The sequence below is a fragment of the Krasilnikovia sp. M28-CT-15 genome, from assembly GCF_047159595.1.
Classification (GTDB): domain Bacteria; phylum Actinomycetota; class Actinomycetes; order Mycobacteriales; family Micromonosporaceae; genus Actinoplanes.
This window is the reverse complement of the sequence record NZ_BAAGAK010000001.1, coordinates 4945628-4972531: the sequence shown is the minus strand read 5'-3', so window position 1 is coordinate 4972531 and position 26904 is coordinate 4945628. Positions and strand designations below refer to the sequence as shown.

General features: G+C 67.5%; 26 protein-coding genes and 1 pseudogene. 18 read left to right on the top strand and 9 right to left on the bottom strand.

Annotated features, from left to right (window positions below):
• The first annotated feature begins 24 nt into the window (after positions 1–24).
• Positions 25–1344, top strand: a complete 1320-nt coding sequence (locus ACMCNO_RS22720; protein WP_412751482.1) for a helix-turn-helix domain-containing protein — start codon at positions 25–27, stop codon at positions 1342–1344.
• A gap of 2 nt (positions 1345–1346) precedes the next feature.
• Positions 1347–1823, top strand: coding sequence for an NUDIX domain-containing protein (locus ACMCNO_RS22715; RefSeq protein ID WP_412751481.1), 477 nt, complete (start codon positions 1347–1349; stop codon positions 1821–1823).
• A 70-nt stretch (positions 1824–1893) separates the two neighbouring features.
• Here ACMCNO_RS22715 and ACMCNO_RS22710 read toward each other — a convergent pair whose 3' ends face one another.
• Positions 1894–2544 (bottom strand): DUF402 domain-containing protein, encoded by a 651-nt coding sequence (locus tag ACMCNO_RS22710; protein ID WP_412751480.1) that lies wholly within the window; start codon positions 2542–2544, stop codon positions 1894–1896.
• 135 nt (positions 2545–2679) lie between these two features.
• Positions 2680–3270, bottom strand: a complete 591-nt coding sequence (locus ACMCNO_RS22705) for a DUF6461 domain-containing protein (RefSeq protein WP_412751479.1) — start codon at positions 3268–3270, stop codon at positions 2680–2682.
• A gap of 277 nt (positions 3271–3547) precedes the next feature.
• Between ACMCNO_RS22705 and ACMCNO_RS22700 the strand changes: the two genes are divergently transcribed.
• Positions 3548–4102 carry a CbrC family protein gene (locus tag ACMCNO_RS22700; protein ID WP_412751478.1) on the top strand — a complete coding sequence of 185 codons (555 nt, stop codon included), beginning with the start codon at positions 3548–3550 and terminating at the stop codon, positions 4100–4102.
• Here the strand turns inward: ACMCNO_RS22700 and ACMCNO_RS22695 are convergent.
• A pseudogene (locus tag ACMCNO_RS22695) lies at positions 4084–5860 on the bottom strand (IS481 family transposase). The gene ACMCNO_RS22700 and the pseudogene ACMCNO_RS22695 sit on opposite strands and share 19 nt — an antisense overlap.
• 767 nt (positions 5861–6627) lie before the next feature.
• Here ACMCNO_RS22695 and ACMCNO_RS22690 point away from each other — a divergent pair.
• From ACMCNO_RS22690 to ACMCNO_RS22660, 7 genes are all read left to right on the top strand, one after another.
• A complete protein-coding gene (locus tag ACMCNO_RS22690) occupies positions 6628–7233 on the top strand; it encodes a DUF4352 domain-containing protein (protein WP_412753774.1) in 606 nt (201 codons plus the stop codon).
• Positions 7234–7326: 93 nt separating this feature from the next.
• Positions 7327–7512: a DNA-binding protein gene (locus ACMCNO_RS22685; protein ID WP_412751477.1), complete on the top strand. Its 186-nt coding sequence runs from the start codon at positions 7327–7329 to the stop codon at positions 7510–7512.
• Positions 7513–7693: 181 nt separating this feature from the next.
• On the top strand, positions 7694–8104 hold the full coding sequence (locus tag ACMCNO_RS22680) for an NUDIX hydrolase (protein WP_412751476.1): 411 nt from the start codon (positions 7694–7696) through the stop codon (positions 8102–8104).
• A 162-nt stretch (positions 8105–8266) separates the two neighbouring features.
• The gene (locus tag ACMCNO_RS22675) at positions 8267–8539 is read left to right on the top strand and encodes a hypothetical protein (protein ID WP_412751475.1); all 273 of its coding nucleotides are present in this window, start codon (positions 8267–8269) and stop codon (positions 8537–8539) included.
• 702 nt (positions 8540–9241) lie between these two features.
• Positions 9242–9415 carry a hypothetical protein gene (locus ACMCNO_RS22670; RefSeq protein WP_412751474.1) on the top strand — a complete coding sequence of 58 codons (174 nt, stop codon included), beginning with the start codon at positions 9242–9244 and terminating at the stop codon, positions 9413–9415.
• A gap of 111 nt (positions 9416–9526) precedes the next feature.
• Positions 9527–10189, top strand: coding sequence for a hypothetical protein (locus tag ACMCNO_RS22665; RefSeq protein WP_412751473.1), 663 nt, complete (start codon positions 9527–9529; stop codon positions 10187–10189).
• Positions 10159–10770: a hypothetical protein gene (locus tag ACMCNO_RS22660; protein ID WP_412751472.1), complete on the top strand. Its 612-nt coding sequence runs from the start codon at positions 10159–10161 to the stop codon at positions 10768–10770. Before ACMCNO_RS22665 ends, ACMCNO_RS22660 begins: the two co-directional genes overlap by 31 nt.
• A 258-nt stretch (positions 10771–11028) precedes the next feature.
• Here ACMCNO_RS22660 and ACMCNO_RS22655 read toward each other — a convergent pair whose 3' ends face one another.
• Positions 11029–11181 carry a hypothetical protein gene (locus tag ACMCNO_RS22655; RefSeq protein ID WP_412751471.1) on the bottom strand — a complete coding sequence of 51 codons (153 nt, stop codon included), beginning with the start codon at positions 11179–11181 and terminating at the stop codon, positions 11029–11031.
• A 371-nt stretch (positions 11182–11552) separates the two neighbouring features.
• Here ACMCNO_RS22655 and ACMCNO_RS22650 point away from each other — a divergent pair, with 371 nt between their 5' ends.
• The 3 genes from ACMCNO_RS22650 (at position 11553) to ACMCNO_RS22640 (ending at position 13559) form a co-directional block, all read left to right on the top strand.
• A complete protein-coding gene (locus ACMCNO_RS22650; protein ID WP_412751470.1) occupies positions 11553–12398 on the top strand; it encodes a S1 family peptidase in 846 nt (281 codons plus the stop codon).
• Positions 12399–12465: 67 nt separating this feature from the next.
• The gene (locus ACMCNO_RS22645; RefSeq protein ID WP_412751469.1) at positions 12466–13098 is read left to right on the top strand and encodes a hypothetical protein; all 633 of its coding nucleotides are present in this window, start codon (positions 12466–12468) and stop codon (positions 13096–13098) included.
• 32 nt (positions 13099–13130) lie between these two features.
• A complete protein-coding gene (locus ACMCNO_RS22640; protein ID WP_412751468.1) occupies positions 13131–13559 on the top strand; it encodes a hypothetical protein in 429 nt (142 codons plus the stop codon).
• Positions 13560–13790: 231 nt separating this feature from the next.
• Here the strand turns inward: ACMCNO_RS22640 and ACMCNO_RS22635 are convergent, their stop codons facing one another.
• Positions 13791–16208, bottom strand: coding sequence for a sigma-70 family RNA polymerase sigma factor (locus ACMCNO_RS22635; protein WP_412751467.1), 2418 nt, complete (start codon positions 16206–16208; stop codon positions 13791–13793).
• Between the two features lie 575 nt (positions 16209–16783).
• On the opposite strand from ACMCNO_RS22635, the gene ACMCNO_RS22630 reads away from it, so the two are divergent.
• Positions 16784–18523 carry a right-handed parallel beta-helix repeat-containing protein gene (locus tag ACMCNO_RS22630; protein WP_412751466.1) on the top strand — a complete coding sequence of 580 codons (1740 nt, stop codon included), beginning with the start codon at positions 16784–16786 and terminating at the stop codon, positions 18521–18523.
• A gap of 245 nt (positions 18524–18768) precedes the next feature.
• Positions 18769–19200 carry a DUF4259 domain-containing protein gene (locus tag ACMCNO_RS22625; protein ID WP_412751465.1) on the top strand — a complete coding sequence of 144 codons (432 nt, stop codon included), beginning with the start codon at positions 18769–18771 and terminating at the stop codon, positions 19198–19200.
• A gap of 687 nt (positions 19201–19887) precedes the next feature.
• On the opposite strand, the gene ACMCNO_RS22620 is transcribed toward ACMCNO_RS22625, so the two are convergent.
• Positions 19888–21132 (bottom strand): IS256 family transposase, encoded by a 1245-nt coding sequence (locus ACMCNO_RS22620; RefSeq protein ID WP_412751203.1) that lies wholly within the window; start codon positions 21130–21132, stop codon positions 19888–19890.
• A gap of 843 nt (positions 21133–21975) precedes the next feature.
• Positions 21976–22590 (bottom strand): hypothetical protein, encoded by a 615-nt coding sequence (locus tag ACMCNO_RS22615; RefSeq protein WP_412751464.1) that lies wholly within the window; start codon positions 22588–22590, stop codon positions 21976–21978.
• Between the two features lie 325 nt (positions 22591–22915).
• On the opposite strand from ACMCNO_RS22615, the gene ACMCNO_RS22610 reads away from it, so the two are divergent.
• Entirely contained in the window at positions 22916–24265 is a 1350-nt protein-coding gene (locus tag ACMCNO_RS22610; RefSeq protein ID WP_412751463.1) for an MFS transporter, read from the top strand.
• A gap of 685 nt (positions 24266–24950) precedes the next feature.
• Positions 24951–25148 (top strand): hypothetical protein, encoded by a 198-nt coding sequence (locus tag ACMCNO_RS22605; RefSeq protein ID WP_412751462.1) that lies wholly within the window; start codon positions 24951–24953, stop codon positions 25146–25148.
• Positions 25149–25222: 74 nt separating this feature from the next.
• Here the strand turns inward: ACMCNO_RS22605 and ACMCNO_RS22600 are convergent, their stop codons facing one another.
• Positions 25223–25636, bottom strand: coding sequence for a PPOX class F420-dependent oxidoreductase (locus ACMCNO_RS22600; RefSeq protein ID WP_412751461.1), 414 nt, complete (start codon positions 25634–25636; stop codon positions 25223–25225).
• Positions 25637–25698: 62 nt separating this feature from the next.
• Positions 25699–26001: a hypothetical protein gene (locus ACMCNO_RS22595; RefSeq protein ID WP_412751460.1), complete on the bottom strand. Its 303-nt coding sequence runs from the start codon at positions 25999–26001 to the stop codon at positions 25699–25701.
• A 9-nt stretch (positions 26002–26010) separates the two neighbouring features.
• On the opposite strand from ACMCNO_RS22595, the gene ACMCNO_RS22590 reads away from it, so the two are divergent.
• Complete coding sequence (locus ACMCNO_RS22590; protein ID WP_412751459.1) at positions 26011–26610, top strand: hypothetical protein; 600 nt, start codon at positions 26011–26013, stop codon at positions 26608–26610.
• The last annotated feature ends 294 nt before the right edge of the window (positions 26611–26904 follow it).

The window sequence follows — 26904 nt, the reverse complement described above, 5'->3', positions numbered from 1 at the left end:
TCCCCTGCGGACGATCGCTCTGGCATGAAACGTACGTCCAAGATCACGACTGAACCTGGAATACTTTTCCGGGGGCATATCGACGACGCCGGAGATGATCGAGTCATGCGAGGTATCGGACAAGAACTCACCATCGGTGAGCGGATCGCGTGGTACCGACGTCGCCGCGGAATGTCGCAAGAGGTGCTGGCAGGAATCGTTGGACGTACCGTCGACTGGCTCAGCAAGATCGAAAACAACAGAATCGATCTTGATCGCCTGTCTGTGGTCCGACGCGTGGCCGAGGCACTCGACGTAACTATCGGCGACCTCGTCGGGGAACCCACGCTGCTCGAATGGAACGCCGAGAGCGGGAAGAAGACAGTTGCCTCCCTCCGCGAGGCGTTGCTGAACTACCGGCAGCTATCACCCTTTGCCCAGCCCACAACGGACGACCCGCCCGGCGTCAGCGAGATCACCGCGGCGGTCGACTCCCTCTGGAGCGCCTATCAGGAGTCCCGTTACGGCTACGTGGTCGCCAGGCTCCCGGAATTGCTCTCCGGCGCTCAGGCCACCACTCAGGCAACCACCGGCGAGAACCAACAGCGCGCCTTCGCCCTCCTTGCCCTCTCCTACCAAGCAGCAGCCGTGCTCCTTACCAAACTCGGCGAGTCCGATCTGGCATGGATCGCCGCCGAACGAGGATTCGCCGCAGCCCAACGCAGCGACGACACCGTCGTCACAGGATCACTCTTCCGCTCGCTCGTACACACCCTGCTCTCCACCGGAAGATTCACCGAAGCAACCCAGCTCACCAACGATGCAGCCGCGCATCTACAACCGGGCCTGGCAGACGCCGGGCCGGAATACCTGTCGGTCTACGGCACCCTGCTCCTCGCGGGCTCCGTCGCAGCGGCACGCGCTGAAGACAGGACCTCGGTCCAGACATTCCTCAACGAGGCCGACGAGACGGCCCGCCGCATCGGACGCGACGGAAACCACCTCTGGACCGCATTCGGCCCCACCAACGTCAGCATCCATCGAGTGACCACCGCCATGGACCTCGGAGACATCGAGTTCGCCATCGACCTCGGCCAACGGGTCGACACCAGCGCCATGCCGATCGAACGTCAGACCAGGCATGCCCTTGAGGTTGCGCGGGCGCTGAGCGCCAGAAACCGCACCGAGGACGCTCTCGCCACCCTCCTTGCCGCTGAGCATCTGGCACCCGAGCAGGTACGGCACCACGCCATCAGCCGGCAACTTGTCCAAACCTGGATGCGTCGTGGACGAGGGCGTCCCGGCTTCCAACTTGCCGGGCTGGCACAACGAGTGCGCGTCGCCGGAGAGCTCCGTACAGTCTGAGTGTGATCCAGCCACCAGTGAATGCGCGTCCGTTCGCGACTCCGAGGGTCGCGGCGGGCGCGCTTTTCGTCGACGACCAGGACCGGGTGTTGATGCTGCGCCCGACCTACAAGGCTTACTGGGACATTCCCGGCGGTTACGTCGAGGGAGGTGAAAGCCCTCTGGACGCCTGCATGAGGGAGGTGCGCGAGGAGATCGGGTTGGACATCCGGGTCACCGAGTTGCTAGCCGTGGACTGGGCACCGCATCCCGACGAGGGCGACAAGGTGCTCTTCATCTTCGAGGGTGGCCGTCTGTCGCCGGAACAACTCGACGCCATCCGCTTCGTTGACGGTGAGGCTAGGGAATGGTCATTCGTCGACATGGAAAGACTTCAGGACCTCACGATCCCCCGACTGAGCAGGCGGATCCGCGAGGCGTTGCGCGCCCACAAGAGCGCACGGGCGGTGTACCTACAAGAAGGCTTGGCCCCCGCGTGAATCTGCTACCGGAGCAGACGCTCTCCGGTCGGCACCGCGACGCACGCTGCCCCATCGACAGCGGACTCGATCACGGCGCAGCCTGGTGAGGCTGATCCCAATCAGGCGGCAAGGCTGCCGTCGACCAGGCCGAATCCGGCTGATAGTCGGTCCAGCGACCGTCAAACGGGAACGCCCCCTGCGCCGCAAGCGACATAAGGCGCTCACCCGTCGCTCGGATTTCAGGAGCTTGCTCAGCGGTCCACCGGCCGGGCAGGCCCGTCAGAGCTGCGAACTCGTCTTCGTCCTTCCACCGCCCGACGCGGTCTGGTGTGATCCACACGTCGAGGGCGCGATCCGCTGTATCGATCCCACGTATGCCGCCACGCTCCCAGCGGACACGTGGGGACTCTAGGTTCACATACCAGCCCTCGAACTGACCGTTGTCATCGAAGAACCACCACAATGACCAATCACCGTCGGCTGGGGCGTACTTCACGATTCCCGGACCCCGCCAGGTGGCAATCTTGCGAACCCGTGGCAGGTGCAGACGCTCGGCGATTGGCAGATCCCGTAGACCTCGTCCGTCGGCCAGAACGGACTCGACTTGCGGACTTCCAGAAGCAATCCACAACGCGAGCCCGTCCGCGTTGTCAGCAATGACCCTTCCAACGCGTACGAATCCCGCGCGTCCCTGTCGCCCGTACCGGTACAAGACGGTATCACCGTAGTTCCATGCCATGCGTGGACCGTACAGCGCGGAGACAAGCTGAGTTCGTAAACCGTCGGACGATCAGGCGACGGCGGGCCGCCTATACGATCTGCGGCGCTCTAGCGTTCTGGGTCCGTTACCAGCAACGGCGAGCGGTCCTGCCGGTCACCGTTCTGGCACGCTGGCGTAGACGTATGTGGCGCCTTCCAGGGCCTCCCGTGAGAGGTCCGGGCCGACCAGGCGACTCGCCAAGGCGAATGCGGCTTCGACGTAGTGATCGGTCCACTCGCCTCCCGGGTCACCGACGAAGCCTGACTCCCGCAACGCTTCGGCAAGTTCGGCGTCCTCGGCATCGCGGAAGTCGCCGTAAAACGGCTCGAAGTCGAGCAGGACCTTACCGTCGTGAAGATAGGCGAACCCGGTGTCGGCGTTGACGGTGTTGAAGTGGGTGGCCAACGTGGTGCCTTGCGAGAGGGAAACGCGGTGGTCATATCCGACCATGCTGAACTGTTCCAGGATGAGCGCACTGCCTGCAATCTGGGCGACGGCGATATAGGAGCGTCCTTCTTCGTCGTCGAGGTCTACGGGGTCGACGACCTGACCGAAGGTGGCCTGCTGCACGAATGTCGCGCCGAGCCGCAGGAGCACGTCCGCTCGCGTCATCTGGCGAACCAGCGTCGCGCAGTAGCTTTCGGCGAGGAAGCCGCCGTTGTCGTCCTCGAACAGCCATCTGTAGTCATCCGCAGTCGGAGTCATGAACCCATCTTCGCGGCGGCTAGTAGGCCGTACCGCGGTTCCTTGTAACCCCAGCCGTTCAGGCCAAGTCGCTGTGATCAGGTCAGGCATCAGGTGGGACGTAGGTGTAGAGCGCCAGCCGGGACACGACAACGCCGTGCCACGCCGTGCCGAGTCTCATGACGTTGGCGACGGATCCGTCTCGGGACGTGGGCGACACATCCGGCTAGAGGATCTTTGCCGTGAGCGTAGCCTGCTTTCGACGCGCCAGGATCTGAGGCGGCCCTACGATCGACGGATGCAAGCCGATCGTGAACCTCTTCCGCTGTTTCGCTATCACCCGGATCCGGTCTCGACGGGTTCGGTCGTAGCCGCGGAGGTCGTGTGCGTTTGCTGTGGTCGACAGCGGCCTTTCACCTACGTGGGGCCGGTCTACGCGGTCGAGGAGCTGGACCGTCGGCTGTGCCCCTGGTGTGTCGGCGACGGGCAGGCGGCGTCGTTGTTCGACGCCCAGTTCACCGATGTCGAATGGCGGGTTCCTGACGATGTTGCCGCGGAGGTGACCGAGGAAGTTCTGCAGCGCACGCCGGGGTTCACCGGCTGGCAGCAAGAGCGGTGGTTGCATCATTGCGGCGACGCGGCAGAGTTCCACGGACCGGTCGGCGCGGATGAGTTGGCCTCTTTTCCGGATGCCCTGGAGTGCGTGCGGCTGGAGGTTCGCGGTTACGGCGGCTGGTCCGCCGAGCAGGTCGAAGGGTATGTGCAGTCGTTGAGCAAGGACGGCCAGCCCACCGCATACCTGTTCCGCTGTCGCCGATGCGGAGCTCATCTGGCCTACTCCGATTTCGCCTGAGCGGGTGTTGCCCGCCGCGGGAGTTCGGGTTTGCGTGCTTTGAACCGGGCGATCGTGTGGGTGGTGGTGCGGACGACCTCGGTGAGCAGTTGCTCGCCGAGGTAGACGCGGAAGGTGGTGTCGGCTTCCTCGACGGTGACCGTGTGTCCGGCGTGGCCGATGCCGACTTGGATCTTCTGCCGGGCGATGCAGACGCTGCCGCGGGAGCTGACCTTGCGGTCCACGCGCAGCGGCCCGGCCGCGGGCGTCGGGGCGGGGCCGCCGGGGCGGGCGTTGGGGATCCGGGCGACCTGGGCGGGGGTGAGGGGGTTCGGCAGGCTGCGTAGCAGGGTGCGGTCGGTGTCGAGCAGGTGCAGCACCCGGTGGTCGAGGCGGACGGTGACCCGGCGCCCGGCGAGGTGGTAGCCGACCGGGTGCTGGCGTCCCGCGACACTGATCTGGCCGCAGGCGTTGACGGTGCGCTCGACCTCGACGGCAACTCCCGCAGAGGCGGGCGCCGGGATGGGTGGTGGCCCGGCCGTGCGGGCACCGTCGGCCAGCAGCTGCTGCAGGTTGGCCGGGCTGAATCGGGACGGGACGCTCTTGAGGCGTACCCCATCGCGGAGCAGGTGAACGACGGTGGTGTCCGCCCACACCGTGGCCTCCCGGCCGGCGTGGACCGGGCCGAGCCAGAACTGCTGCCCGCGCAGGCTGAGGTTGCCGGAGGCGGGCACCGTCCGGACGACCTCCACGGCCAGGCCGGTGGGCGCAGCTACCCGGGGCCGGGGCGGGGCGGCACGGGGCGGTGCGGTGGTCTCGTCGAGGGTTGCGGCCAGCGACGGTGGCAGCTTCAGCGGGATGCCGTTGCCGTGCTCGGGCCGGAACCGGTCGGCAGGGAACGCCATGTCCAGGGATTGGTGCGGCCGGTCGGTGTTGTACTCGTGGCGGAACGCGTCGATCGCAGCCTGCGCATCGGTGATCGACGTGAACGGCGGATGGTCGTCGAGCAGCTCTCGCCGCAGGCTCTGGTGGAACCGCTCCACCTTGCCCGTGGTCGTCGGGCTACGCGGTTTGGTGAGCCGGTGGGTGATGCCGTTCTCCCGGCAGATCCGGTCGAACATCACCTCCCCACCACCGGCGTTGAACCGGGCGGTGAACTGCTTGCCGTTGAATGTCCGTGAGCAGCTCGTCCGGGACGCCGTAGTTGCGCAGGGCGGCGACCAGCGCCAGGCAGACGGCCCGGCCGGTTGCCTTGGGCACCACCGCGGCGATCACGCAGAACCGGGAATGGTCGTCCACCCCGGTCACGACCTTGGCCTCTCGCCCGTCAGCGAGGATCACGCCGCCGACGATGTCCATCTGCCACAGTTCCATCGGCCGCTCGCGTTCCCACCGCACATAGTCCTCGCGGCGGCGACGGCGGGGCCGTTCATCGACCAGGCCGTGGCGGACCAGAATCCGGTGCACCGTGATCCGCGACGGGATCGGACCGGGACAACCCATCCGGTCGAGTTCGAACAGGATCCGGCGGGCACCCCACCGCGGATGGTTCCGGCGCAGCTCACAGATCAACGCCTCGACCTCGGGCGCGGTCTGACCCGGTGACGTGACAGGTCGGCTGGAGCGGTCCGCCAACCCGGCCAGACCACCGTCGCGATACCTGGCCAACCACTCGTGCACCGTCTGCCGGCACACGCCGAAGCGATCCGCCACGTCCGTGACCGTCGATCCGGCCCGCACCTCCAGGACGGCCTGGTACCGCTGTTCCACCACGCTGATCTCCACCAACACTCGGCGGAGTGTCGCCCAGGTCCTGATACCAATCTGTCGCCCGGGTCATGAGACAAGACACGCCGTGCCACGCCGATCGGTTCAAACTTTCTGTACGTCTTAAATGCGGCCCGAAACGGGCCGCCAACGCCGCCGCTCAGGGCGTCATGGGCCGCCGGCCGGGGATGGCCGGCAGCCCATGCCAACGCCCGTCGGCTGGCGTGGGATGCAGATTCGGGCCGCGGCCGAGCTGCTGTACCCGGCCGTCGGGCGAGTTGCGGTCGTCGGTGCCGTGCGCGGCGGCGCGCATTGTGTCCGGGCCGCCCCTCCGAGCTCAAGGGCGCTTCGCGTCGCAAGCGACGGCCTGGCGGCCGCCCTTGACCTCGGAGCCTCTGCGTCCCTCGGGCAGGTGGTCAGAGGGCAGGCCGGTGGCCTGCCCTCATCAGGTCGCGCGCCGCCACACCCGTCACCGCCTCTTAGCGTTAGATGCGCCCGACTGCCTGCCGGAGATCGAGGCGGAGCGGCCAGCTGGACTGCCCCGGGGCTCGAGTGAGAAACCACCTGTCGCGTCTGCCATACCGCAGCCCGCACACTCATGTCTGCTCATTGCCGACCGATCTACCTGGGGACCCCCGAAGAGATTCTGCACTCGATCGATGCTCATGCTCGCGAAGAAGTGGGCAGCGGAGCGATGGAGGTAACGCGGCGTGACGTACCCCCCGCCATACAACGGCGCCCAATTCCTCCAGCCGATTCCACCACCCCCGCGCCAGGGAATGGCAACCTCCACCAAGGTCGTTCTCGGTGTACTCGGCGGATTTCTCGTCCTGATACTCGTTAGTTGCGTCGGTTGTAGCGCCCTCTTGGTTGGCGCATCACGTAGTAAGAATGGCGGCCACCCTTCGGTGTATGGGAATGCTGCGCCGGGAGCATCGGCACCCGGAATTCGGCAACGTGAGAATGGCGTACTGACAGTCGCTAGCGGCCAAACTGTGTCTGGAGTTCCTGCGGGATACTTGGGTCAGGCCGAAGTCAATGTCACCGTGACCGGAGTCGGCAAATGGGTCTCGGCTAACATGTTCGACCAGCCCAAGAAGGGCCAGTACTATTCTATCGACGTGATCATCCAGGTCAAGCAAACCGGGTCCAGTTACACCCCCGGGCCCGAAGACTTCAAACTGGTTGCCGGGGACGGTACGGTCTTCAACGCGGAGTTCTTTACGACCGCCGATGACGCGCTCGAACCCACTGAGATCTACTCTGGGCAGAAAGCGAAGGGGAAGATCTTCTTCGATTGTCCCGTCGGTGCCCAGAACAGCGGGAAGATCCAGTTTGAGGGTGGCGGCAAGCCGGTAGCGTACTGGAATCTGCCGCGAATCTAGCCCTTCGCACCGATGCGTCCGCCAGCCGCCCTCTTGGCATGAGGTGGTCGAGTGCCTATTGTCGTGTGCATGGTAGGCATGCGACTTCATCTCATGGGGGCCGAAGAAATCCGGGTCCGGCTCGGCGGAGTCAGCCGACAACGGACCTACCAGATCACCATCCGAGGCGACTTCCCGAAGCCCATCGCTGACTTGGCCCAGGGCAAGGTCTGGCTCGCCCAGGACGTGGAGGCGTGGATGAGTGCTCACAGGCGCCCGCTGTTGGAGCCGGACGAGTGACTCGGGCACGCAGACGGCGTGCCAGATCCGTGCCAGATGGGCCGGTCGCTGAAGGGGAGTCGCGGGGAATCACGGAAAGTTGACCTACGTTCGCGCTGGTCAGCGCGTCGCAGTTCAGCAATCTTGGCCGAGTGCCCCCTGGCAGTGTGGGGGTCGGCGGAGCCAATGGAAGGCTGGCCGGATGAGGGTGCCGACGAAGGATGGCCAATTACCGGTCGCCGCGGCCGTCATCGTGGATCGCCGACGAGTCTTACTGATCCGGCGTCGCGTTCAGGAGGGCCGGCTGTCTTGGCAGTTTCCCGCTGGGAAGATCGAGCCCGACGAGTCAGCATGCGAAGCAGCAGTCCGCGAGGCTCGCGAGGAAACGGGTCTCGCCGTGACCGCTGTTGGCAGCTTGGGTGAACGAGTCCACCCTGACACGGGCAGGACGATGCATTACATCCGCTGCGCCATCGAGGGCGGGACAACGATCGCTGCGAACGAGGAAGAGGTTGCGGCGGTCGCCTGGTGCAACCGGGCCGACCTTTCGACCTACGTCCCGTATCCGATCTTCGCGCCAGTCCAGGAGTTCCTGGACAACGAGCTGTGCTGACCAGAGCAAGCTTGACAGCAACCGGCCAAGATGATCACGACCAGGCCGACGCAGTACCGGACGACTCTCCGAGGTCACAGCCGCGTACGGACGGCGCCGGACGTGTCGCCCAGGACCTACAAGCGAGGGGTCGCGCCGGGACTTCTCGGTACCCTGTTGATCGTGGAGTTTGCTTCCGGGCCGCCTAGCCAGTGGCACGTGACTCTCAAGTCAGGTGGCGTGATGCTGCTGGCCGCCGATGGCTTCACCGAAGCGGACGGCTTCGCGATCTTCTCCCTGTTGGCCCACGTGAGTCTCGCGGAGCGGCAAGAGGTTCACGTTCTCGGCTCCTCCCTGAACGGGGCGACAGTCAATTTCCTCGTCGCCAAGATCCCTCTGGCGGATGTCGCCAAGATCGAAGGTGGTTGGTCGTGGAGCACCGACTTGGGTGACTAACTGGGTGACAATCGCCGCTGGCGACGGCGGACTTCGGTGGACGGCGGTGGACTGTCCTTGCAGGTCGGGTCAAACGTTGGGGCACGTCAGCCGACCCTCTTGTTTGCCTGGGGGTCAAGGGGTCGCAGGTTCAAATCCTGTCAGCCCGACAACGCTCAGGCTCTGACCAGCAGAAAAGCCGGTCAGAGCCTGATGTTTATCTATGGTGTATTGAACCGCCCCCCGAAAACCCCCCACTTACGCGGTCGGCAACCAGGTTGATCAGTAACCTGGTCGCGTTGCCGTGACGGTCGTATGCCGCCGGGCTAGCGCGTGGGCCTTCTGTCTGTGTCGGTGGTATGGGTATTGCCTGGTCGGCGGCGCCAGCAGCCGCGACTACCACCGTTGCCTAGGCCGGCGTCCCATGCGTGCTACCGGATGCTTGGCCGCGATCGGTGTTCCGGGCAGGTCGCGCGCACGAAGATCCGGACTTGGCTGTGGCGGTCCGCAGAGTCACCGGTGGGTTCATGGGCTGCGATCCCAGACGGACCGGTGCGGTCGGTGCGGGTCCCGCCGTACTGGGGTGATGGCGCCGGGCGCAGGACGCGTGCGACGGGCGGCGCCGCGGCGGGCGGATCCGGCCCCGGTGGACAGTGCGGTGGCGCGGGAGCTGGGGCGAATCGCGGACGCGATGCTGGTGGACGGTACGGCGGTGAGGCGTCGGTGGTGGTGGCGTTGGTGGTGGCTGCGGCGCGGCTGATCGTGGTGCTTGGCGAGTTGCGGGCCGCGCAGCAGGAGCTGCACGCGGCGGGGGCGGCGCGGGTGGCCGCGGAGCGGATGATGCCGCTGTTGCAGCAGGCGCAGCAGGTGCCGCGCCGCTGGCCGAAGGCCCGGTAACGGGAGGAAGAGTGTCGCCGGGTCGCGGTACGGTGCGGCCTGCCGGGTCGCCGGTGCCCGCGCCGCGGCGTGAGACCGACCGCGACGCCCGATGACGGGGAGGGGCAGGCGATGACCAGCGCACACGGAGGCGGGCTGGACGAGGTGTGGGCGCGGGCCCGCGGCGCGATCACCGCGATCCTCACCTCGGGGACGCAGCTTGCGGAGTCGCTGATTGAGCTGCGGATCGCGGCGCTGCGCCGTGCGGTGCAGCAGGAACGGGACCGGGAGCGGCAGGTCCGCGAACAGGTCCGGCTGTTCCAGCAGGCCGACGCGGCGATTTGGCGGGCGGCGATGCGTCCGCAGTGGTGGCGTGAGGCCGGTGCGGAGGACATCGGCCGGGTGTGGCGGGCCGCGTCGACGTGGCAGCACGTCGACCCGCGGGCTGCGGCCGCGCGGCAGGTCGTGGTGGACCGGCTGGCCGAGCGTGGGGTGCACGTCGACCCGGCGGGGCAGGCGACGCCGAGCCCGGAGGATGTGGCGTGGCTGTCGGACGCGCTCGATCAGGCCGCGGCTGGGCGGGCCGCCGCGGGCAGGTCCGGCCCGCAGGCCCGGGAGGCCGGAGAGGCGACGCCCGGTGAGGGGCCGGTCATCGAGGGCGAGCCCGCGAGAGCACCCCGGGCGAGCAGGCAGCGGGTCCGGGGTCCGGGGCCGGGCTGGATCGGCGGGCGCGGGAGGCGCGGGCCGAGGCGCATGTGCGGGCGGTGTGGCGTGGGGACCGCGCGGACCGGGTGATCGGGTGCCAGGCGTGGGGCGCGTTGGCGTACCAGTTGGCGCAACTGGAGGATGCGGGCCAGGATGTGCAGATGCTGCTGCACGGGGTGCCGGGGTTTGTGGACCGGGCGCATACCCCGGCCGCGTTCGCGTTCCGGTCCATTGAGGAGCGTCTGGAGGAGACGGCCGCCCGGGCCGCCGACGGGGCGGGCGGCGCACGGGCCGCCGCGGAGGGGCAACGAGCGGGGGAGCGGGATGAGCGGGCCGCGCAGCGGCAGGCCGAGCAGGCCGGACCGGAGCGGGGCGCCGTCGAGCAGTCAGGCGTGGAGCAGGTCGAGGCGGAGCGGGCGCGGGAGCAGGCGGACCTGCACGCGGACCGGGCTGTCACGCACGAGGCGCGGGCTGCCGAGCTGGCCGCGCAGGGCTTCCCTGTCTCGACCAAGGACGCCGTGGCCGCCGCCGGGGAGAAGGCCGACAGTGCCATTGCGGCGACGACCAGCCGCGGCGCGGGTCGCCCGGCAGCCGCCCGGCCGGCAGGCGGCCGGCCGGCGACCGGATGGCCCGGGCAACAGCGCACGCCCCGTGACCCGAAGGGCCGCTGAACCCTGGGCCGCATGGCGTTTCCCCTGGTCAGGGCCTTGCCGGGCGGCGTACCGTGCGACCGGTGGAGGTGCTGATCGAGGCCGCGATGCAGACCCCGGACGGGCTGTGGCGGGTAGAGGTCGTCCGGGAACACCTCGATCTGGCAGTTCTCGATCCGGCCTGGCCATGCGCACCGACAACTCGCCGTGCACTACCAGGCCGCACTCACCCTGGCCGGGATCCTGCTGTGGACCAAACCATGATCCGAGAGACGCTGCCTAGCTCAGCGAGTGACCGCTGAGCCGGCGGTACACCCGGCACAGGCCGGCGGGTGGGCGGGCCTGTTCTTGCGCCACGACGATGTGCGCCTCGATGAGGTTGACGACGATGTCGATCAGCAACGGTGTGCCCGGACCGACTTGGGAGTTCATCAGCAGCGCGAAGGGCAGGCCGCCGGGAGCAGACCCACGACGGCCTGTTCGAGCTGGTTGTTGGCGCTCTGCCGGCGTCCTCCCTTGAGGAAGTAGCGGCCGGCGTTGGTCGGTTTGCTGCGGTCGGCCCCCTGCCGGACTCCAACATGGCCCAGGCATCGGCACTCAACCAGCGCGGGCAGATCTGGACGTTCCGGGTTCCATAATAATGGCATCAGTAGCAGTTCAAGATATTGACGACTGTGAATGCTAATGGGACGGTGCCTACGCCAGAACTACCGGCGTAGGCGTGCCGTAGACCCGTCATGCCCCGCCGCCACCTGTGCGGCAGGTCCTATCCGGGCTGCCGCCTCGCTGTGAGGGGAACCATCATGCGCTTCCGACGGGCATCAGCACTCGGCGTCGCCACGCTGGCGGCCACCGCCAGCATCCTGACCGGACCGGCTGCTCCGGCCCAGGCAGCCGCACCTGCCCCCACCGCCGTCGCGGTGACCCTGGCCAACACCATCGCGCTGAGCAACTGTTCGGCCTCGCTCGTCCGATTCCCCACCTCGGTCAGCACCGACAGCGCCATGATGCTCACCAACGGACACTGCTACGAGGGCGGCTTCATCCCCGCAGGCAGGGTCATCCAGAACGTCGCCAGCACTCGCACCGGCACGCTGCTCAACAGCTCCGGCGGCTCAGTGGCACGGGTCCAGGCGAACCGGGTGCTGTACGCGACGATGACCGGCAACGACGTCACCCTCTACCGGCTGAACACCACCTTCGCGGCGCTGGCCTCGTCGTACGGGGCCACCCCGCTGACCATCTCGGCCGCACACCCGGCCGCCGGCAGCTCGATCGCGATCCCGTCCGGCTACTGGAAGAGGGTCTGGACCTGCAGCATCGACGGTTTCGTGACCACACTGCGTGAGGACATTTGGACGTGGAAGGACTCGGTCCGCTACGACGCGGGTTGCGACACGATCGGCGGCACGTCCGGATCGCCGATCGTCAGCACGAGCACCGGCGAGTTGATCGGTATCAACAACACCGGCAACGAGGACGGCGAGCGCTGCACGCTGAACAACCCGTGTGAGGTCAGCCCGAACGGCGAGGTCACCGTCCTCAAGGGACGCAATTACGGCCAGCAGACCTACTGGTTCACCACCTGCCTAAACTCCAGCCAGGCCATCGACCTAACCGTCTCCGGCTGCCTGCTCACCAAACCGTGACCCACCCACCCGGGCCGGCCCGATTCCGGAACGGCCCCCACTGCGCAGGCAGCGCACACCACTGGGGTTGACCGGCAGCCCGAATTCGGCCCCAGGGGTTGACGGCAAGGCCGGGTTCGGCGGCCATGAGGTCTGCCAGCTCGCGGCCGGCGAGCACCATGTGCGCCCGGCATACAGATCTCCACTGACGGGTAGTAGCCACCGGCGGCCCTCCCAGGGCCGGTGGGAGGACACGGATGACGTACCTAGTGGAGTACAAGGGGCTGACCTCGAGGTCGCGACGCTCGACGCGGCGCTCGACAATGCCAAGAACGCGATCGCCGCGGACGTCGGGCCGGTCAGCGACTGGAGCGTCGAATACGACGAAACCATCAATGACTGGTTCGTACAGGGGCTGCTCGGCGGGGCCCCCGTCGGGTCCACGGCGGTGGTGACGGGCCCAGAGCCGGTCGCGCCGCAGCCGCCGGGACCTGACCGGTCTCCCGCCCCGCCGGACGGCGGGCGCGAGGACTGGGTGCGTTTCCTCTCGTTCACCGGCGGCACCCCGGCCGAGGTCTTCGGCCAGGCCACGACGTGGCTCGCTGGACGGCCGGACGTTGTCGCGGTCGGCGACGTCGCCTGGTCGGTGGAGCCGGGCGGCTACCGGCTGCGCGTGTACTACTGCGGCAACGACGGCGCCGGGCGGCCCGGCCACCGCTGAGGTGGCACGGGAACTTCGTCGGCCGCGCCGGCATGGTTCTGGGCATCGCCGGCGTGCTGTCCCGTGTCTTGGAACGCCGGCCGCTGTCGTTGCCGATCGCGTTCCTGGCGCTGAGACTGGGGTGTCTTCGCCCTGCCGCTGGCCTGCCCGATCAGAATCCGCTACGGCATCCGCAGCTCACCGAACACTTAACCGAAATCTGCGTGATCGTCGCGTTGATGGGCGCGGGACTGAAGATCGACCGGCCGTTCGGGTGGCATCGGTGGGCGTCGACCTGGCGGCTGCTGGCGGTGGCGGTGCCGCTGACCATCACGGCGGTGGCGCTGCTCGGACGCGTGACCGAGCGGTACGGCTTCGGCCAGCTGCCGGGTGGGTCGGGGTCCAGAGTCGGGAACATGAAATTGGCCGGTGCCCCGGTCAGCCTGTACAGGGTGTTCCAGTGCTATCCGCGGTCGTGGTAGCCCATGTTCTCGAAGTCGATATCGCCGGGCTCCGAAAGACGTGGCTGCGGGTCACCGAGGCCCCAGAAAGATCGTTCCGGCGCTGATCTTGGACAAGGCGCGAACGCGGCCTGGCCGGCATCATCCGCCGGCGGCGGTCGGATCCGGCAGGCGGATCCGGTCAGTGCAGGTTGGCCGTGCGACAGTGCTACCGCTGCGATCGGCGGTCGCCGCGTGACCCGGATTTGTTCCTCATCGACGTTCGTAGGCGCCGAGATCAGGGCGGCTGTCGCGCGGAAGCCGCTCGATGTCCGTGGTGTTGCCGGAGGTCGGTGCGCCGGCGTCAACCGCGGGGCTGTCGGCGTTCAGGTGGAAGTCGCCGGCAGCGGGATCGACGAATGACGGTTGACCGGTGACGGTGTCATGGGCGATCCCGTCCGGCAGGTTCTGGGCGCCGAGGAAAAGATTGTTTGCCAGGCCGGTGCCGGCGGTGGAGCTCACCTCGGCGGCGACCTTGCCGGGCAGGGCCACGGCGATGTTGTTGGCGGAGATAACTCGCTCGGCCTTCCTGAGGACGATCTCGCCGGACATGTGCGGTGTCGCGGCATTGCGGTAGAAGGTGTTGTGGGTGACGTCGACGTTGTCGCTGTCGTACACGATGATGCCGTGACCGCCGTTGCCGTAGGCGACGTTGTCGGAGACCAGGATCCGGCCGCGATACCTGTCCTGGAAGAGCGGGGCGCCGCGCAGGTTCTCGTTGCGGTTCACCTGGATGCTGAATCCGTTGCCGTTGGTCGATCTGTCGGTACCGGTGATCGCGCTCGGCACGACCTGCCGGCAGTCGTGGGCCACGTTGCCCCGCATAATCATTTTGTAGCCGGTGCCGTCGTCGGAGTTCCAGCTGTGGTGCATCGAGAAGCAGCTTCCCGCGTAACCGGAATACCAGGAGTTGCGGGCGGCCTCGTTGAACTCCATGGTCACATGGTCCGCCGTCTCGGCGGAGAAGCCGTTCAGTGCGCAGTCGGTCGCGGTGTTCCCCCAGAAGTGCACGTGGTGGGGCCGATGGGGTGGATCGGCGGACTTCTGCTCGTCGGCGGCGTAGCAGTTGCCGTTGATGGTGGGATCCTTGAGGTCGCCGCGCTGGGCACGGTCGCGCTGTTCGGTGGTCAGCCGCTCACGGTTACCGACCGCGGTGAGCCCGACGACTCTGATGTACGCGGCATGGACGTGCACAATCTGCCAGTTCCCGTCCCCGCCCTCGATCACCGGACGAGCGTGTGGCGCAGCTGCGAACGTGATCCACTTGGCGGGTTCGCCGGACCGGTTGATACCGAGAACGTTCGGCCGGCCGGGGGCGCTGTACCGCCCGTCGGCGATCAGGACCGTATCACCGGGACGGGTCTTGTCGGCAGCGTGCTGCAGGGTCCGCAACGGTCGGTTTCGCGTTAGCCCACTGTTGTCATCGCTACCGGACGGTGCCACGTAAAGGTACCGTCCGCCCTGCAGCGGAGCGGTCTGTCCGGCGGACCAGGTCGGGCCGCCGATTCCGGCGCCCACCCCGCCGCGCGCGGCGGGAGCCGCGGGTCGTGGCGGCGCCGGGGATGCGGGTGTCGGCGTCACCGGCGGGGGCGAGGTGACCGCGGAAGGCGGGGCGACGAGCGCCGTACGCGGGCTCGGGCGGTCGTCGGCCTGGTGTACGGCAAGAATCGCAGCCCCACCGCCCAAGGCGACGGCTGCCGCCGCGGCGGCCGCGGGCTTTGCGAGCAGGGCCTGAACGGCGTGCCGTATGCCGTCCACGGTGGCACCCGCCAGCCCGGCCGCCACCGGCTGGACGCCAATTTGGGGCAACAGCATCGGCGGTACGGCAATGAGTGGCACGGTGGCCAGCAACCTCTCCGGTGGCAGCAGCCCGGCGGCCGACGGCGCGCACCCGGGACAGCCGTCGACGTGCCGGACCAGCCGTTTGCGCCACAGCGGCGACCGTTTGCCCGGCCAGGCCCGCAGCAGCGCCACGACATCGTTGCAGCCGGCGCCCCGGCGGGCCGCGCTGACGGCACGTTCGATCCGCCGGGCGCTGTCCAATCGACTGCGTAGGCGGTGCAGCCGCACCCGGGCGTGGGTGTCCGAGATCTTCAGAGCCGGACCGAGCTCGGCGGACTTGAGGTCACCGGCCCGGGTAAGCCACCACAGGTTCAGAAGTTCCTGGTCGGCGTCGTCGAGCCACTGCGCGGCGGCGTTGAGTTCCCGGCGCTGGCGGCTCAGCTCCACGTGATCAAGACCGAGGTCGGCCACGTCCACGTCAGCACCCAACACGTCCGGATCGCCGGCCAGGAACCGCCGGCGGTCCTCACTCACCCGGGCCAGGCGGCGGCGGGTCTGGCGCACCGCTATCGACAGCAGCCACGATCGGAAGCGTTCCGGCTTGTCCAGTCGGCGAAGCCCGGAAACCGCGCGCAGCATCGTCTCCTGCGTCACATCGTCCGCGTCGGCCGGCGACAGTCCGGTCGCTGTCACCTGGTAGACCAGCGGCAGGCCGATCCTGAGGAGCCGGTCGAGAGCGGCACGATCACCGACCTGGGCCGCGTGCACCAGCGCCGCCACATCGCCGCCGAAGTAGGTGGCCGCGCTCCGGCCCATGTCGTCCGTCGGCACCGTGTCGGAGATGCTCATCGAGACGTCCGCCCTCCTCATGCCGGCAGGCCCACCTCCCGGGTCATCGCTCGCGCGGCGCCGATCCTGACCGATATTCGGTGCCGTCCGGAGGGACAATCGAATCCTGACGCCATTCCGTCGCGCCGTGTGCTGATGCGCACGATAGACCGCGTGGAACAGACGGGGCAAGGAGATCCGTGGGCGCCACCGCGCGGGCGCCGGCGAACGGTTCCGGAAAATGTGTAACAGTACGGATGGACGCCGCCCCGCAGTACTGTCGTCACTCCTGGTGGTCATGGTTCCGAGCTCGGTACGCCGTCGATGCGACTTGTTACAGAAATCCGATAGCGATTTATCTACGATTTCCGCCGCGGCCGGAAAAAGCTTAAGAGCGTCTTACGGATCGGGCGCCGGGTTTACGCCGAAGCCGCGCCCTGTATAGCCTTCCGAAGCGGATCGCACCGGACTGCTGCTATTCCGAATCTGACTGCCGCCTTTTCATCACGGAGGAAATCGTGCCGATACATCGCGCGGCCACGTCGGCTTCACCCCCTCAGCGGAGTGGACCCCGACGACTGGTGCTGGCGTCGGTCATGGGGGCGACGGTGATCGCCGCCGGTGTGGCCGGAGTGGCGGTGGCATCCGCTGACGGCCGGCCCACGATCAGCTCAGCTGTGCTGATCGATGCAGCCGGCAACAAGCGGGTCGCTGGCCGCGGAAACTTGTCCGGTGCGCAGACCGTCGATCTGGCCACCATCGGCACTCGTGAGTTGAGTGTGCAGGCCTTTCCCTCGGCCAAGGGCGGCAGCGTCCGGTTCTCCGTCGAAGGCAGAAAGACCCAGGTGGAGAACCTGGCCCCGTACGTGCTGGCCGGCGACTCCACCAAGGGCGACATCTATCCGTGGAAGCCGAAGCCCGGTAAGTACCACATCACCATTACTCCGTACAGCAAGAAGAACGGCAAGGGCCGCGCCGGGACGCCGCTGCGGGTCACCCTGACCATCACCGACGGTGGCGGGTCGGCCCCGGCCAAGCCGACCTCACCGAAACCCGCACCATCGCGACCGGCCGGCGAGCCCACCGCGCCGAAGCCGGTACGCGACCCAATGCCGCCGACCACCGGCCGCTATCTGTACGTGTCCGGAACCGGCAACGACCAACATTCCGGCACCTCTGCCGCCCAAGCCGTGCGGACCCTGCAGAAGGCCGCCGACCTGGCCCGGCCCGGAGACACGGTGCTGGTCATGAAGGGCAGCTACAGCAACGGCAACACCAACTCCAACCTGCTGACCGTGAAGAAGGGCGGCACCGCAGCCAAGCCGGTGACCATCGCCGCCTACCCGGGACACAAGCCCGTGCTCAACGTGAAGAACTGGAGCGGCGTCCAGGTCTCGACCTCCTATGTCGTGGTGCAGGGCCTGACCCTGCAGGGCAACGCGAAGGAGATCACCCTGGCGTTTGCACAGACACAGAAGAACAATCGGACCAACCCGATCACCAATGGCAACGGCATCTACGTCGTCGCGCCGACCGGAAAGCCGGACCAGATCCCGCACCACGTCACGATCCGCAACAACGTCGTTCGCGATGTGCCGGGCGCCGGCATCGCCACCAAGGAAGCCGACTACGTGACGATCGAGGGCAACACCGTCACGGGCACCTCGCACTGGACCGTGTACGGCACCAGCGGCATCTCGACGCTGCACAGCCGGGACGTCGACGCCAACACCGGTTACAAGACGATCATCCGCGGGAACACCGTCAGCGGGAACCGCAACTTCATCCCGTGGCTCGACTCCGGTCCGAAGCCGCAGATCACCGACGGAAACGGCATCATCGTCGACGACAACCGCAACAGCCAGATCAAGGATCGCATCGTCGCGCCGTACCGGGGCCGGACCCTGGTGGAGAACAACGTGGCCTTCCGCAACGGCGGTGGTGGCGTGCACGTCTTCTCCAGCGACAACGTCGACGTCGTGCACAACACCGTCTACCACAACTCGGTCAGTCCGGAAATCGGCGACCGGGACCTGAACGCTACTCGGGCGAACAACGTGAGGTTCTTCGACAACATCTCCGTGTCCGCTCCCGGCCACAAGCCGCTCAGCATCTCCGGTACCCCCGGCCGGGCGAAGGGCAGCGAGAAGGTCGTCGCCGACTGCAACCTGCTCGGCGGCGACCCGAAGTTCGTCAACCCGGCCGCCGGTGACTTCCGGCTACGTCCCGGGAGCCCTGCTATCGACGCCGGCTGCGCCAAGCTGACCGCCACGGTCGACATCGCGGGTCGTGCCCGTCCCAGTGGCAAGTCGGACCTCGGTGCTCACCAGTCCTGACCCCGCTCCCCGGCCGACGCGGCGGGTGTCCCGAAAGCTGCGGTGATCTAACACTTCACCTCCAAGAACGCCGTCGTCCATAGCGCGATTGGGGCCTTGACCAGCGACTCGCAAGGTAGATCCGGACGCCTGTGAAACTGGTTGTCCGGATTCACCTTGCGGATTTTCCCCCCGAGCGCGGGGCAGAGTGAAATGATCTTGCGGCTTCAGCGATGATCAGGGTCGGATCGAGGAAGGAAGCGGGCATGGGAACGTTCGGGACGGGTGCGTTCTCAAGCGATGGAGCCGTGGACTTCCTCGAAGAACTGGCCGAACGGGCCCCGGAGCGGCGCGCCGCAGCGCTGGAGTACATGTTCAAGTTCGTCAAGGACAAGCCTGAGCTGCTCTGGCGAGACTTCTTCCCGGATCAGGTCGTTGCCGCCGCGGCGGTGGTCGCGGCAAGTCTGCCCGGCGGCGAAGGATTCAGCGAAGAGTTGGCTGACGAGGATCTTGCCTCGGACGTCCGTCCGCCTCGGCCTGCACCGGAGTTGGCGCCGGCAGCGCTCGAAGCGCTTCTCTTCGTTGCTGGCCCAGGGCGTCCTTGGCATGAGGGGTGGACGGATCCCGGCGATGCCGCTGAAGCGGCCGACACGATCGATACGTTGTCGCAAGTCCTCACTGAAGGTGGCCTGGCGTAGCCCGGCCGGGAAGATGCTTCTGGCCCTCGTACTGGGGAAACCGCCGCACGGGGCGGCATCGCTCGAACCGCACGGGCTAGGCGTCGCGCAACGCGACACGATGGTCGACACCGTCGATGCCCACGTAGCTGACCTCGAACCCGCGAGCGGTTCGCTACTCACCCCGCCCGGCACCGGCCGCAGCAGCGCCTCACCCATGCCCGCCAACCATCGCGGCTGGCGTCCGACGGGCTGGGTACGACCTGGGACATTCCTCGATGTCCTGGGCCGCACTCTGGCAGCGGACGTGAGCCGGGACCGCCGCCACCGGTTCATCTCGGAGGGGTCAACCATCACGCCGAGGAATTCTGAGCCATGTCGATGCTTCTGTCGTTCACCCCCACAAGGTGATTCCGGACGCCCCAAGATCATTCACAACCTGGGTCCGGACTCCACAAGGTTCGCGCGGACGCGACAAGCACCAACCCCCGCGCCCGTAGAGCGCATTACGCCCGACGCCTCGCCCTCGAAATCCAGCCATGATCCCGAACGGCGGCGGCCCTACTAGACGCGGTACCCCGACGAGCCCTCCGCACGGGCTGCGCTGGGGCACGCGAGATCATCCGCTGCCTCAAGCGCTACCTCGCCCGTGGGTCACGTCCACGGGCGTGGTGTAGAAGACGATCACCGTGGAGATCCGGGTCGATCTTATGCGGCGATGGCTGTGGGGTCGGTTTCGGGCGTTGCCGGTGGTTCGGTTTCCAGGGGCGTGAGGCGGGCTTTGCCCAGGAGTTCCAGTCCCATGTAGCGGCGGGATTCGGTCCATTCATCGGTCTGTTCGGCCAGCACGGCACCGACGAGGCGGATGATCGCGGCCCGGTTGGGGAAGATGCCCACGACGTCGGTGCGGCGGCGGATCTCCTTGTTTAGCCGCTCTTGCGGGTTGTTGGACCAGATCTGGCGCCAGATCTCGCGCGGGAAGCTGGTGAACGCGAGCAGGTCCGCGCGGGCGTCGTCGAGGTGCTCGGCCGCGGCGGGGAACTTCGCCTCGATCGCCTCGACCACCCGGGTGAACTGGGCTCGGACGGCGTCGGCGTCGGGCTGGTCGAAGACTGTGCGAACGAGGGTGGCGACCCACGGCTGGGCGCTCTTGGGCACCTTCGACAGCAGGTTGCGCAGGTAGTGGGTGCGGCACCGCTGCCACGCCGCACCGGGCAGCGCCGCACCGACCGCACCTACGAGGCCGCGATGGGCATCGGAGATGACCAGCCGCACCCCGGACAGACCCCGCGCCGTCAGGGATCTGAGGAACGCCAACCAGCCGGCGCCGTCTTCGTCGGAGCACACGTCCAGGCCGAGGACTTCCCGGCCGCCGTCGGCGTTCACGCCCACGGCGACCAGGGCGTGCACGTTCACCGTCCGCCCGGCTTCGCGGACCTTGATGACCAGCGCGTCCAGCCAGACGAAGGTGTAGTGGCCGCTGTCCAGTGGCCGGTTACGGAACGCCTCGACCTGCGCGTCCAGATGCGTGGCCATCTCACTGACCTGACTCTTGGACAGCTGCCGCACGCCCAGCTGTTCGACCAGCTTCTCCACCCGCCGCGTCGAGACCCCCAGCAGATAGCTGGTGGCCACCACCGAGACCAGGGCCTGCTCGGCGCGGCGCCGATGCGTCAGCAACCAGTCGGGAAAGTAGGAGCCCGACCGCAGCTTCGGGATCGCCAGCTCGATCGTGCCGGCCCGGGTGTCCCACTCCCGCGGCCGGTAGCCGTTGCGGGAGTTCACCCGCGCCTGGCTGCGCTGGCCGTACTCGGCGCCGCAGGCCGCGTCCGCCTCCGCGCTCATCAGCGCGTCCGCGAACGTCTTTATCATCGCCCGGAGCAGATCCGGGCTCGCCGACTCCAGTTGCTCGCGCAACAGCCCGGCAGGGTTCACACTCTCAGGTGCGGTCATCGCGTTGGTCTCCTTTGATCATGACTTAGCCGTCTCAAAGGATCTCCGCGGTGACCGTCTCCTATCTCACGACACGCCCGCTACCAGGCCCGTCGTACACCACCTCCATGGACGCAACCCGCCCGTGAGGTCTTCACAGCCCTGCTGAGCAGCCCGTCTAGCGCGGCCCTGGCCCTTGCTGGGACTGCTTCCAACCCAGGACTTGACGCATAGGAGCATCGGTAAAGCGGTGATCTAGGCCCTCACCTGGGTGACTGCCTCAAGTGACCAGTTGCTGGGCAGCAACTTCGCCGTTTTCCGTCATCCCCGGTACGCGGGACGCGAGGTCAGCGTCGGTGTCGGTGTCGGTGGTGGTGTTCGTCGTTCTCGGCGGTGATGCGGGCGGAGGTCTCCTTACCCAGCCGGACGTAGATGCCGAGGGTGGCCAGGTGCCGGTGGCGGGACTTCCAAGGCTGTGGTCGAACGTGTCGACGCCGGCGAGGTCACCGTCGCACCAGGCGGTGGGAGGCGATTCGAGGTTGACGTACCACCGGTTCAGGCTGAAGCCGGGGCGAACATCCACCACACGGAGTGGGCATGATCGGGGCGGAACAGATGCAGAACATGGAGCCCTGTCCAGGTCATCGGCGCGAGCCCGCCACTGAACCGCACCGTGCAGAGTGCGTGCGTGGGGGGTGCCCTGTCCGTGCTCGGGGCGGGACCGACCGACACGGCCGGTAGATGGCAGGCCCGATGGCTGGGCCCAGCTCGAGCACCGCGGTGTCGGGCACCGGCCCCAGCGAGAGCGACTGGACCGGGTGATCCAGAACCCGATGGGCGGCCCCCCGTTCTGGCTCGTGACCGTCACGCCGGCACGAGATGCGCGAGTGCGTCTCGCGCCATGAACGGCAGCACGGCTGCCAGCTTTTCGATCTCCGGGTCGTGCCCTTCTTCCCACTTCTTCCGGTGAAGCGAGATCGTTAGGGTGGCGTTGCCGGAGCGCGCAGTGATCCAGGGCTCTTGGTGCCAGGCCGTCACGATGAACGCCGCCTCACCGACACCGCTTACCGGCTGAGCCCCGTGATTCCAGTCCCCGTTGTAGGGCTCGCTCTGCCAGAACTTGTCGGCCGCGGACTGCTCGACCGGCACAGTGATGTTCAGAACGACTTTTGTCACCGGGCCCTCGATCGGTTCCCACACGCATCTGAGGTCATCCGGATAGTCCTGGCTTGCCGGGACGGACTTGCCGGTGCCGCTGAGCCCGATCGCGCGCGCCTGCTTGCTAGTCAACCTTGGACAGCTGAGACCGTCGCTCTTCCAATGGTGGGTCACTGGCGGCATCGATACGGTTGTCCGCGGGCGAGCCGTTGTGCTCCCGCTGGACGGCGGCGGAGCGACGTGATCGGGACGTGGCGACTCGGAGGTGCAGCCCGCCAGGGCGAGCACGATTCCAGTGGCGACCAGCAGCAGGGTTCTCATGAGGCTCATCGTGATCAAGGAGGGTAACTCACCCGCCGAGCGGTTGCTGGCCCCCTCGGGCACTTGCCAGCGCCTGGCTGACCACGAACCTGTCCGTCGAAGCCCTGTTGAACCCCGAGTACGCACGACACTGATCGCGCACCCCGAGCGCTGAGCGGGGCGTCGCGCAGGGCGTAGATCGCCAATCCTGATCGGATCGACCACGAAGGAAGACATCAGCGCCAACACTTGACTCATCACGCAGAACGGTCCCGGCAGCTCCGAGATTGATCGCAATTAGGACTCACCTATTGCCTCGTGTGCCAGGGTCCGTGAGCCTTGATCGGTGTTGATCAATCGGAACTACACCTGGTTGTGGATCGGGCAGGCCGTGTCGCTGGTGGGCGACTACGTGTTCGACACGACCCTGCTGCTGTGGCTGGCCACGATGCTGCTGGAGGGCCGGCCCTATGCGCCCCTGGTCAGTGGTGGGGTGCTAGTGCTGGCATCGGCCGTGATCCTGGTAGTAGGCCCGATCGCCGGGGTGTTGGTGGACCGGTGGCCGAACAAGCTGCGCACCATGCGGCGTGCCGACCTGGCACGCGCTGCGCTGATCGGCGTGCTCGCCGTTGTCGCATGCCTTCCGGCGGGCACGATCCCACTCGTCGTCGAACTCGTGGTCATCGGCGTGGTGGTCGCGGCCACGACCGCGGTGTCGCAGCTGTTCAACCCGGCCCGGTTCGTGCTCATCGGCGACGTCGTTCCGGCCGAGCACCGCGGCCGCGCCACGGGGTACGGCCAGGCCACCGGTGCGCTGGCAGCGATCATCGGGCCACCGCTGGCCGCGCCGCTGCTGTTCGCGGCTGGCGTGCAATGGGCACTGGTGATCAACGCCGTGTCGTTCCTGGTGTCGTACGTGATGATCAGCGCTGTGCGCGTCGAGCAGGCGACTGCCTCGCCCGCGGGACCAGCGCAGTCCGAACCGGCCGGGAGCGTACGAACGGAACTCATCGACGGTTTGCGGTTCATCGCCGGGAACCGGGTGTTGACCGCCATATTCGTGTCCATTGTGATGGCGGTCCTCGGCGTCGGTGCGTTGCAGGCGCTGGACGTGTATTTCGTCCAGGAGAACCTCCATGCTGACCCGAAACGCTGGTTCGGCTACCTTGGCACCGCGTTCGGCGTCGGCGGTTTGATCGGCGCCCTGGTTGGGGGCTGGATCGCCGACCGGATGGGTCCGGCCCGTACCTATTGCACCGCGCTGCTGGCATTCGCCGTCTGCTTCATTGGATACGCCAGGGCCACCAGCATCTGGCCGGGGCTGGCGGCGGTGGCCGGTTTCAGTCTCGCCCTGGGCGTGCTTAACACCGCGGCGTCGCCGCTGATGTTGAAGATCATCCCTCGCCACTACCAGGGGCGTGTGCTGTCGGTGTTCACCATGGCCAACCGGCTCCCCGAGCTTGGCGCCATGCTGCTGTCGACGCTGCTGGTCAGCACTGTGCTGCGGCACCTCGATGTGACCGTCGCCGGAATTCACCTCGGCCGGGTGGACGCTGTCTTCCTGGCCGGCGGCCTGCTGGTTCTCGCTGCCGGCCTCTACGCGACGCGTGCCCTGCACACCATCGATCGCACCTGGGCGCACGAGCCGGAGGAAGATCCGGCTGTCCTATCGTCGTATGAGTCGGGTGGACGGTAGGCGCCGTCCCGGATCGCTCCAGCCGGATTCACTGCCCATACGATGAGGCATCCGGCCTCGCTTTCTGGACCGCCCTGCGACTGAGATCCGAGATCCTGCCCTCCGCGCGGCTCGCCGCGAGTCTGTACACCAACCATGACCCGCGCCGACCCGTCCGGGAGCACGCTGCAGTATGCCCGGCTCATCGTCGAGGAGGGACAGGCCAGGAACTGCGTACCGGCCTCGTGGCCGTGCAAGTGGTCCCCAGGGCCGCCCTCGCCCACCCCACGCGATCGGCGCAGGGTGGCCAGCAGTAGCTCCCCGCTGATGTCGATGGCGAGGTCGAGGCGATGGTCGCCGTCGTCGGTCAGCGGCCAGGCCCGGTCGCCGGTGGCCCGGTAGCTCGGGCCGTCACCTGCAGGCGGCTTGCCGATTGCCCGGTCCAGAATGCGCGCAAGCCGGCCGGACGGGCGGCGGTATCGGGCCAACGGCAGCGGTACCGCTCCAAGGGACTCCAGCGTCTCGACCAACTGCTTCAGGGCTGGCGCAACGGCTGCGGGCGCGTCCGACTCGGCTCTACCCATGCGGCGAGCATAGGTGCGCCGAGGGCCTGGACGGCAAACCTATGGATCGACGCAGGCCGGCCTGTCGTGCCAGGACCGGACACCACGCTGTGAAGCACGCTCACCATCACCACCATCGACCGATGGCTATGCACGTATCGAAACACCGCCTGGTCGGCATCGTCGTCCCCGCGCTGGGCATCGCGGCCGGCGTCGGGTTGGCCCTGCTGATGGCGCGCGCAGCGGCCACTCGAGTGCGGGTGCACGACCCGGCGCCCCAGGTGTTCGGTGATCTCGTGGTGCTCGGCCTCGTGATCGTGTACGTCGTGGTCCACCGGTAAGGCCTGTTCATAACCCCGCGGCAGGGCGGAGACTTGATCCGAGTCCCGCACTACCGCGGGGTAAGAGAACAGGCTCAGTGCCAGAAGCGCTCACCCCATACATGCCAGCGTTCGACCTCGACATGGACGCTCACCCGAGGACGCTCACGATTGACGTACGGCTCACCGTCGTAATGCCGCGACAGCCGGTCGATATCCCGCAAGCCCACGTCATCGGCGATGGAGCCGACCCGGCCTTGCAAGCTGACGTGGGTTCCCCAGTCATCCTGCGCCAGCACGGTCAGCGAGACCCGCGGGTCCGCGCGCAGGTGCTTGAGCCGCACCCGCTTCGCGTCAAGGCCCAGCAGCACACGGCCGTCATCTTCGAGCAGATACCAGGTGGCCACGGTGACCGGACTGCCGTCAGCGGCGACCGTGGCCATGACCGCGGGATTCGGCTGCCGGAGAAGATCAACCACGGGCTGCGGCAGAAGCTTGTGAGTCGACATGGGCCGAGCGTAGATCGCCGAGCGCGACACCATGTCCGTTCGCTTGCCGCAGGTGGATGTTGTCAGTTCGAGCGTCGGATCTTGCGCATAAGCGTGGCCCAGAATCCGAATCCGGAGCCGACGTCGCCAGTGACCGCGCCCGAAGCGGAGCCCATGAACAGGGCGTTCGTGCAGTCCGGGCAGACCTCCCGACCAGTGACCGTCGTCTTGAACGGTTCCCTGATACGCCGGCCACAGTCCGGGCAGTCCCGGCCTGACAAGCCCATGTCCACCTCCTGAGGGTCGGTCATCAGGAACAGTACGGGCAGCGCGCCACGTCGTTGTCGGCGTGATCCGGCCGCCGCGGTGATCAGGTTGACTGACACGATGCAGTGATGCTCTGGCCGGTCTTGCTCGACACCACCGCCCGCGACTCCATGTGGTCGCTGGGTGAGCGGGTATCGACCCGGCTGAGATGGCTGGACCACCCGGACCTGCCCGACGATGTCCTGCTGTACCGAGTGCCCGTGCGGGCCCGTACGTTGCGCGATGTCGACGGGCGGCCCTGGGCGCAACTCGTCGAGGCCGGCGACCTGCTCGCGATCCGAGAGGGTGATCGATGCGCTGGTGAGGTCATCCTCGACGGCTGTCTGGGCCTCGATGCGTTCCTGGGGATCATCGGTGAGTTGCCCGACACGGTCGGCACCGTCCGGCGGGTACGGGTCCTGCAGGACCTGCACGACCGCGGCACCGACCGGTGGATCCGGCGCCCCGAGGCCGTGCGCCTGATCGACGTCCCGGATGCCAGCCCGCACCGCCTGATCGACGAACCATCGTCCTTCGAGCCGATGCACCCCGACTGGGAACCCGAGCCGGGCAGCATGCAGATCCTGAGTCCGGAGCAGTATTTCCAGATGGCCCGTGACCGGTTGCCCGCAGAGCAGTGGCAAGCCCGCGGGTTCCTGGTCGACCTGGACGTCGTCGGTCCCGCCTGAGCCCCGGCGACCCATGCCACCGACGATTGAGGCCATCCCGGAGCCGTGGGAGAAGCGTACCGCCGGACCACCCATGGAAAGACCCGTGGCGCGGCCCGCCCCAACTGCCCTGCTCCGCGGTGTGGGCGGGCCGCAACCTGCACACCGAGTGGGCCGCCGAGCGTCTTTGGTCGAGCGGACTTCCCGGTTCATGGTCCTGGTCCCGCTCTGCGGCGGCGAGCGCTGACCGTCGGCGGCGCGGTGATCGTCGCCGGAAACCGCCGCCACAGATTGCGCGGTTGCTGACCTGCGGCC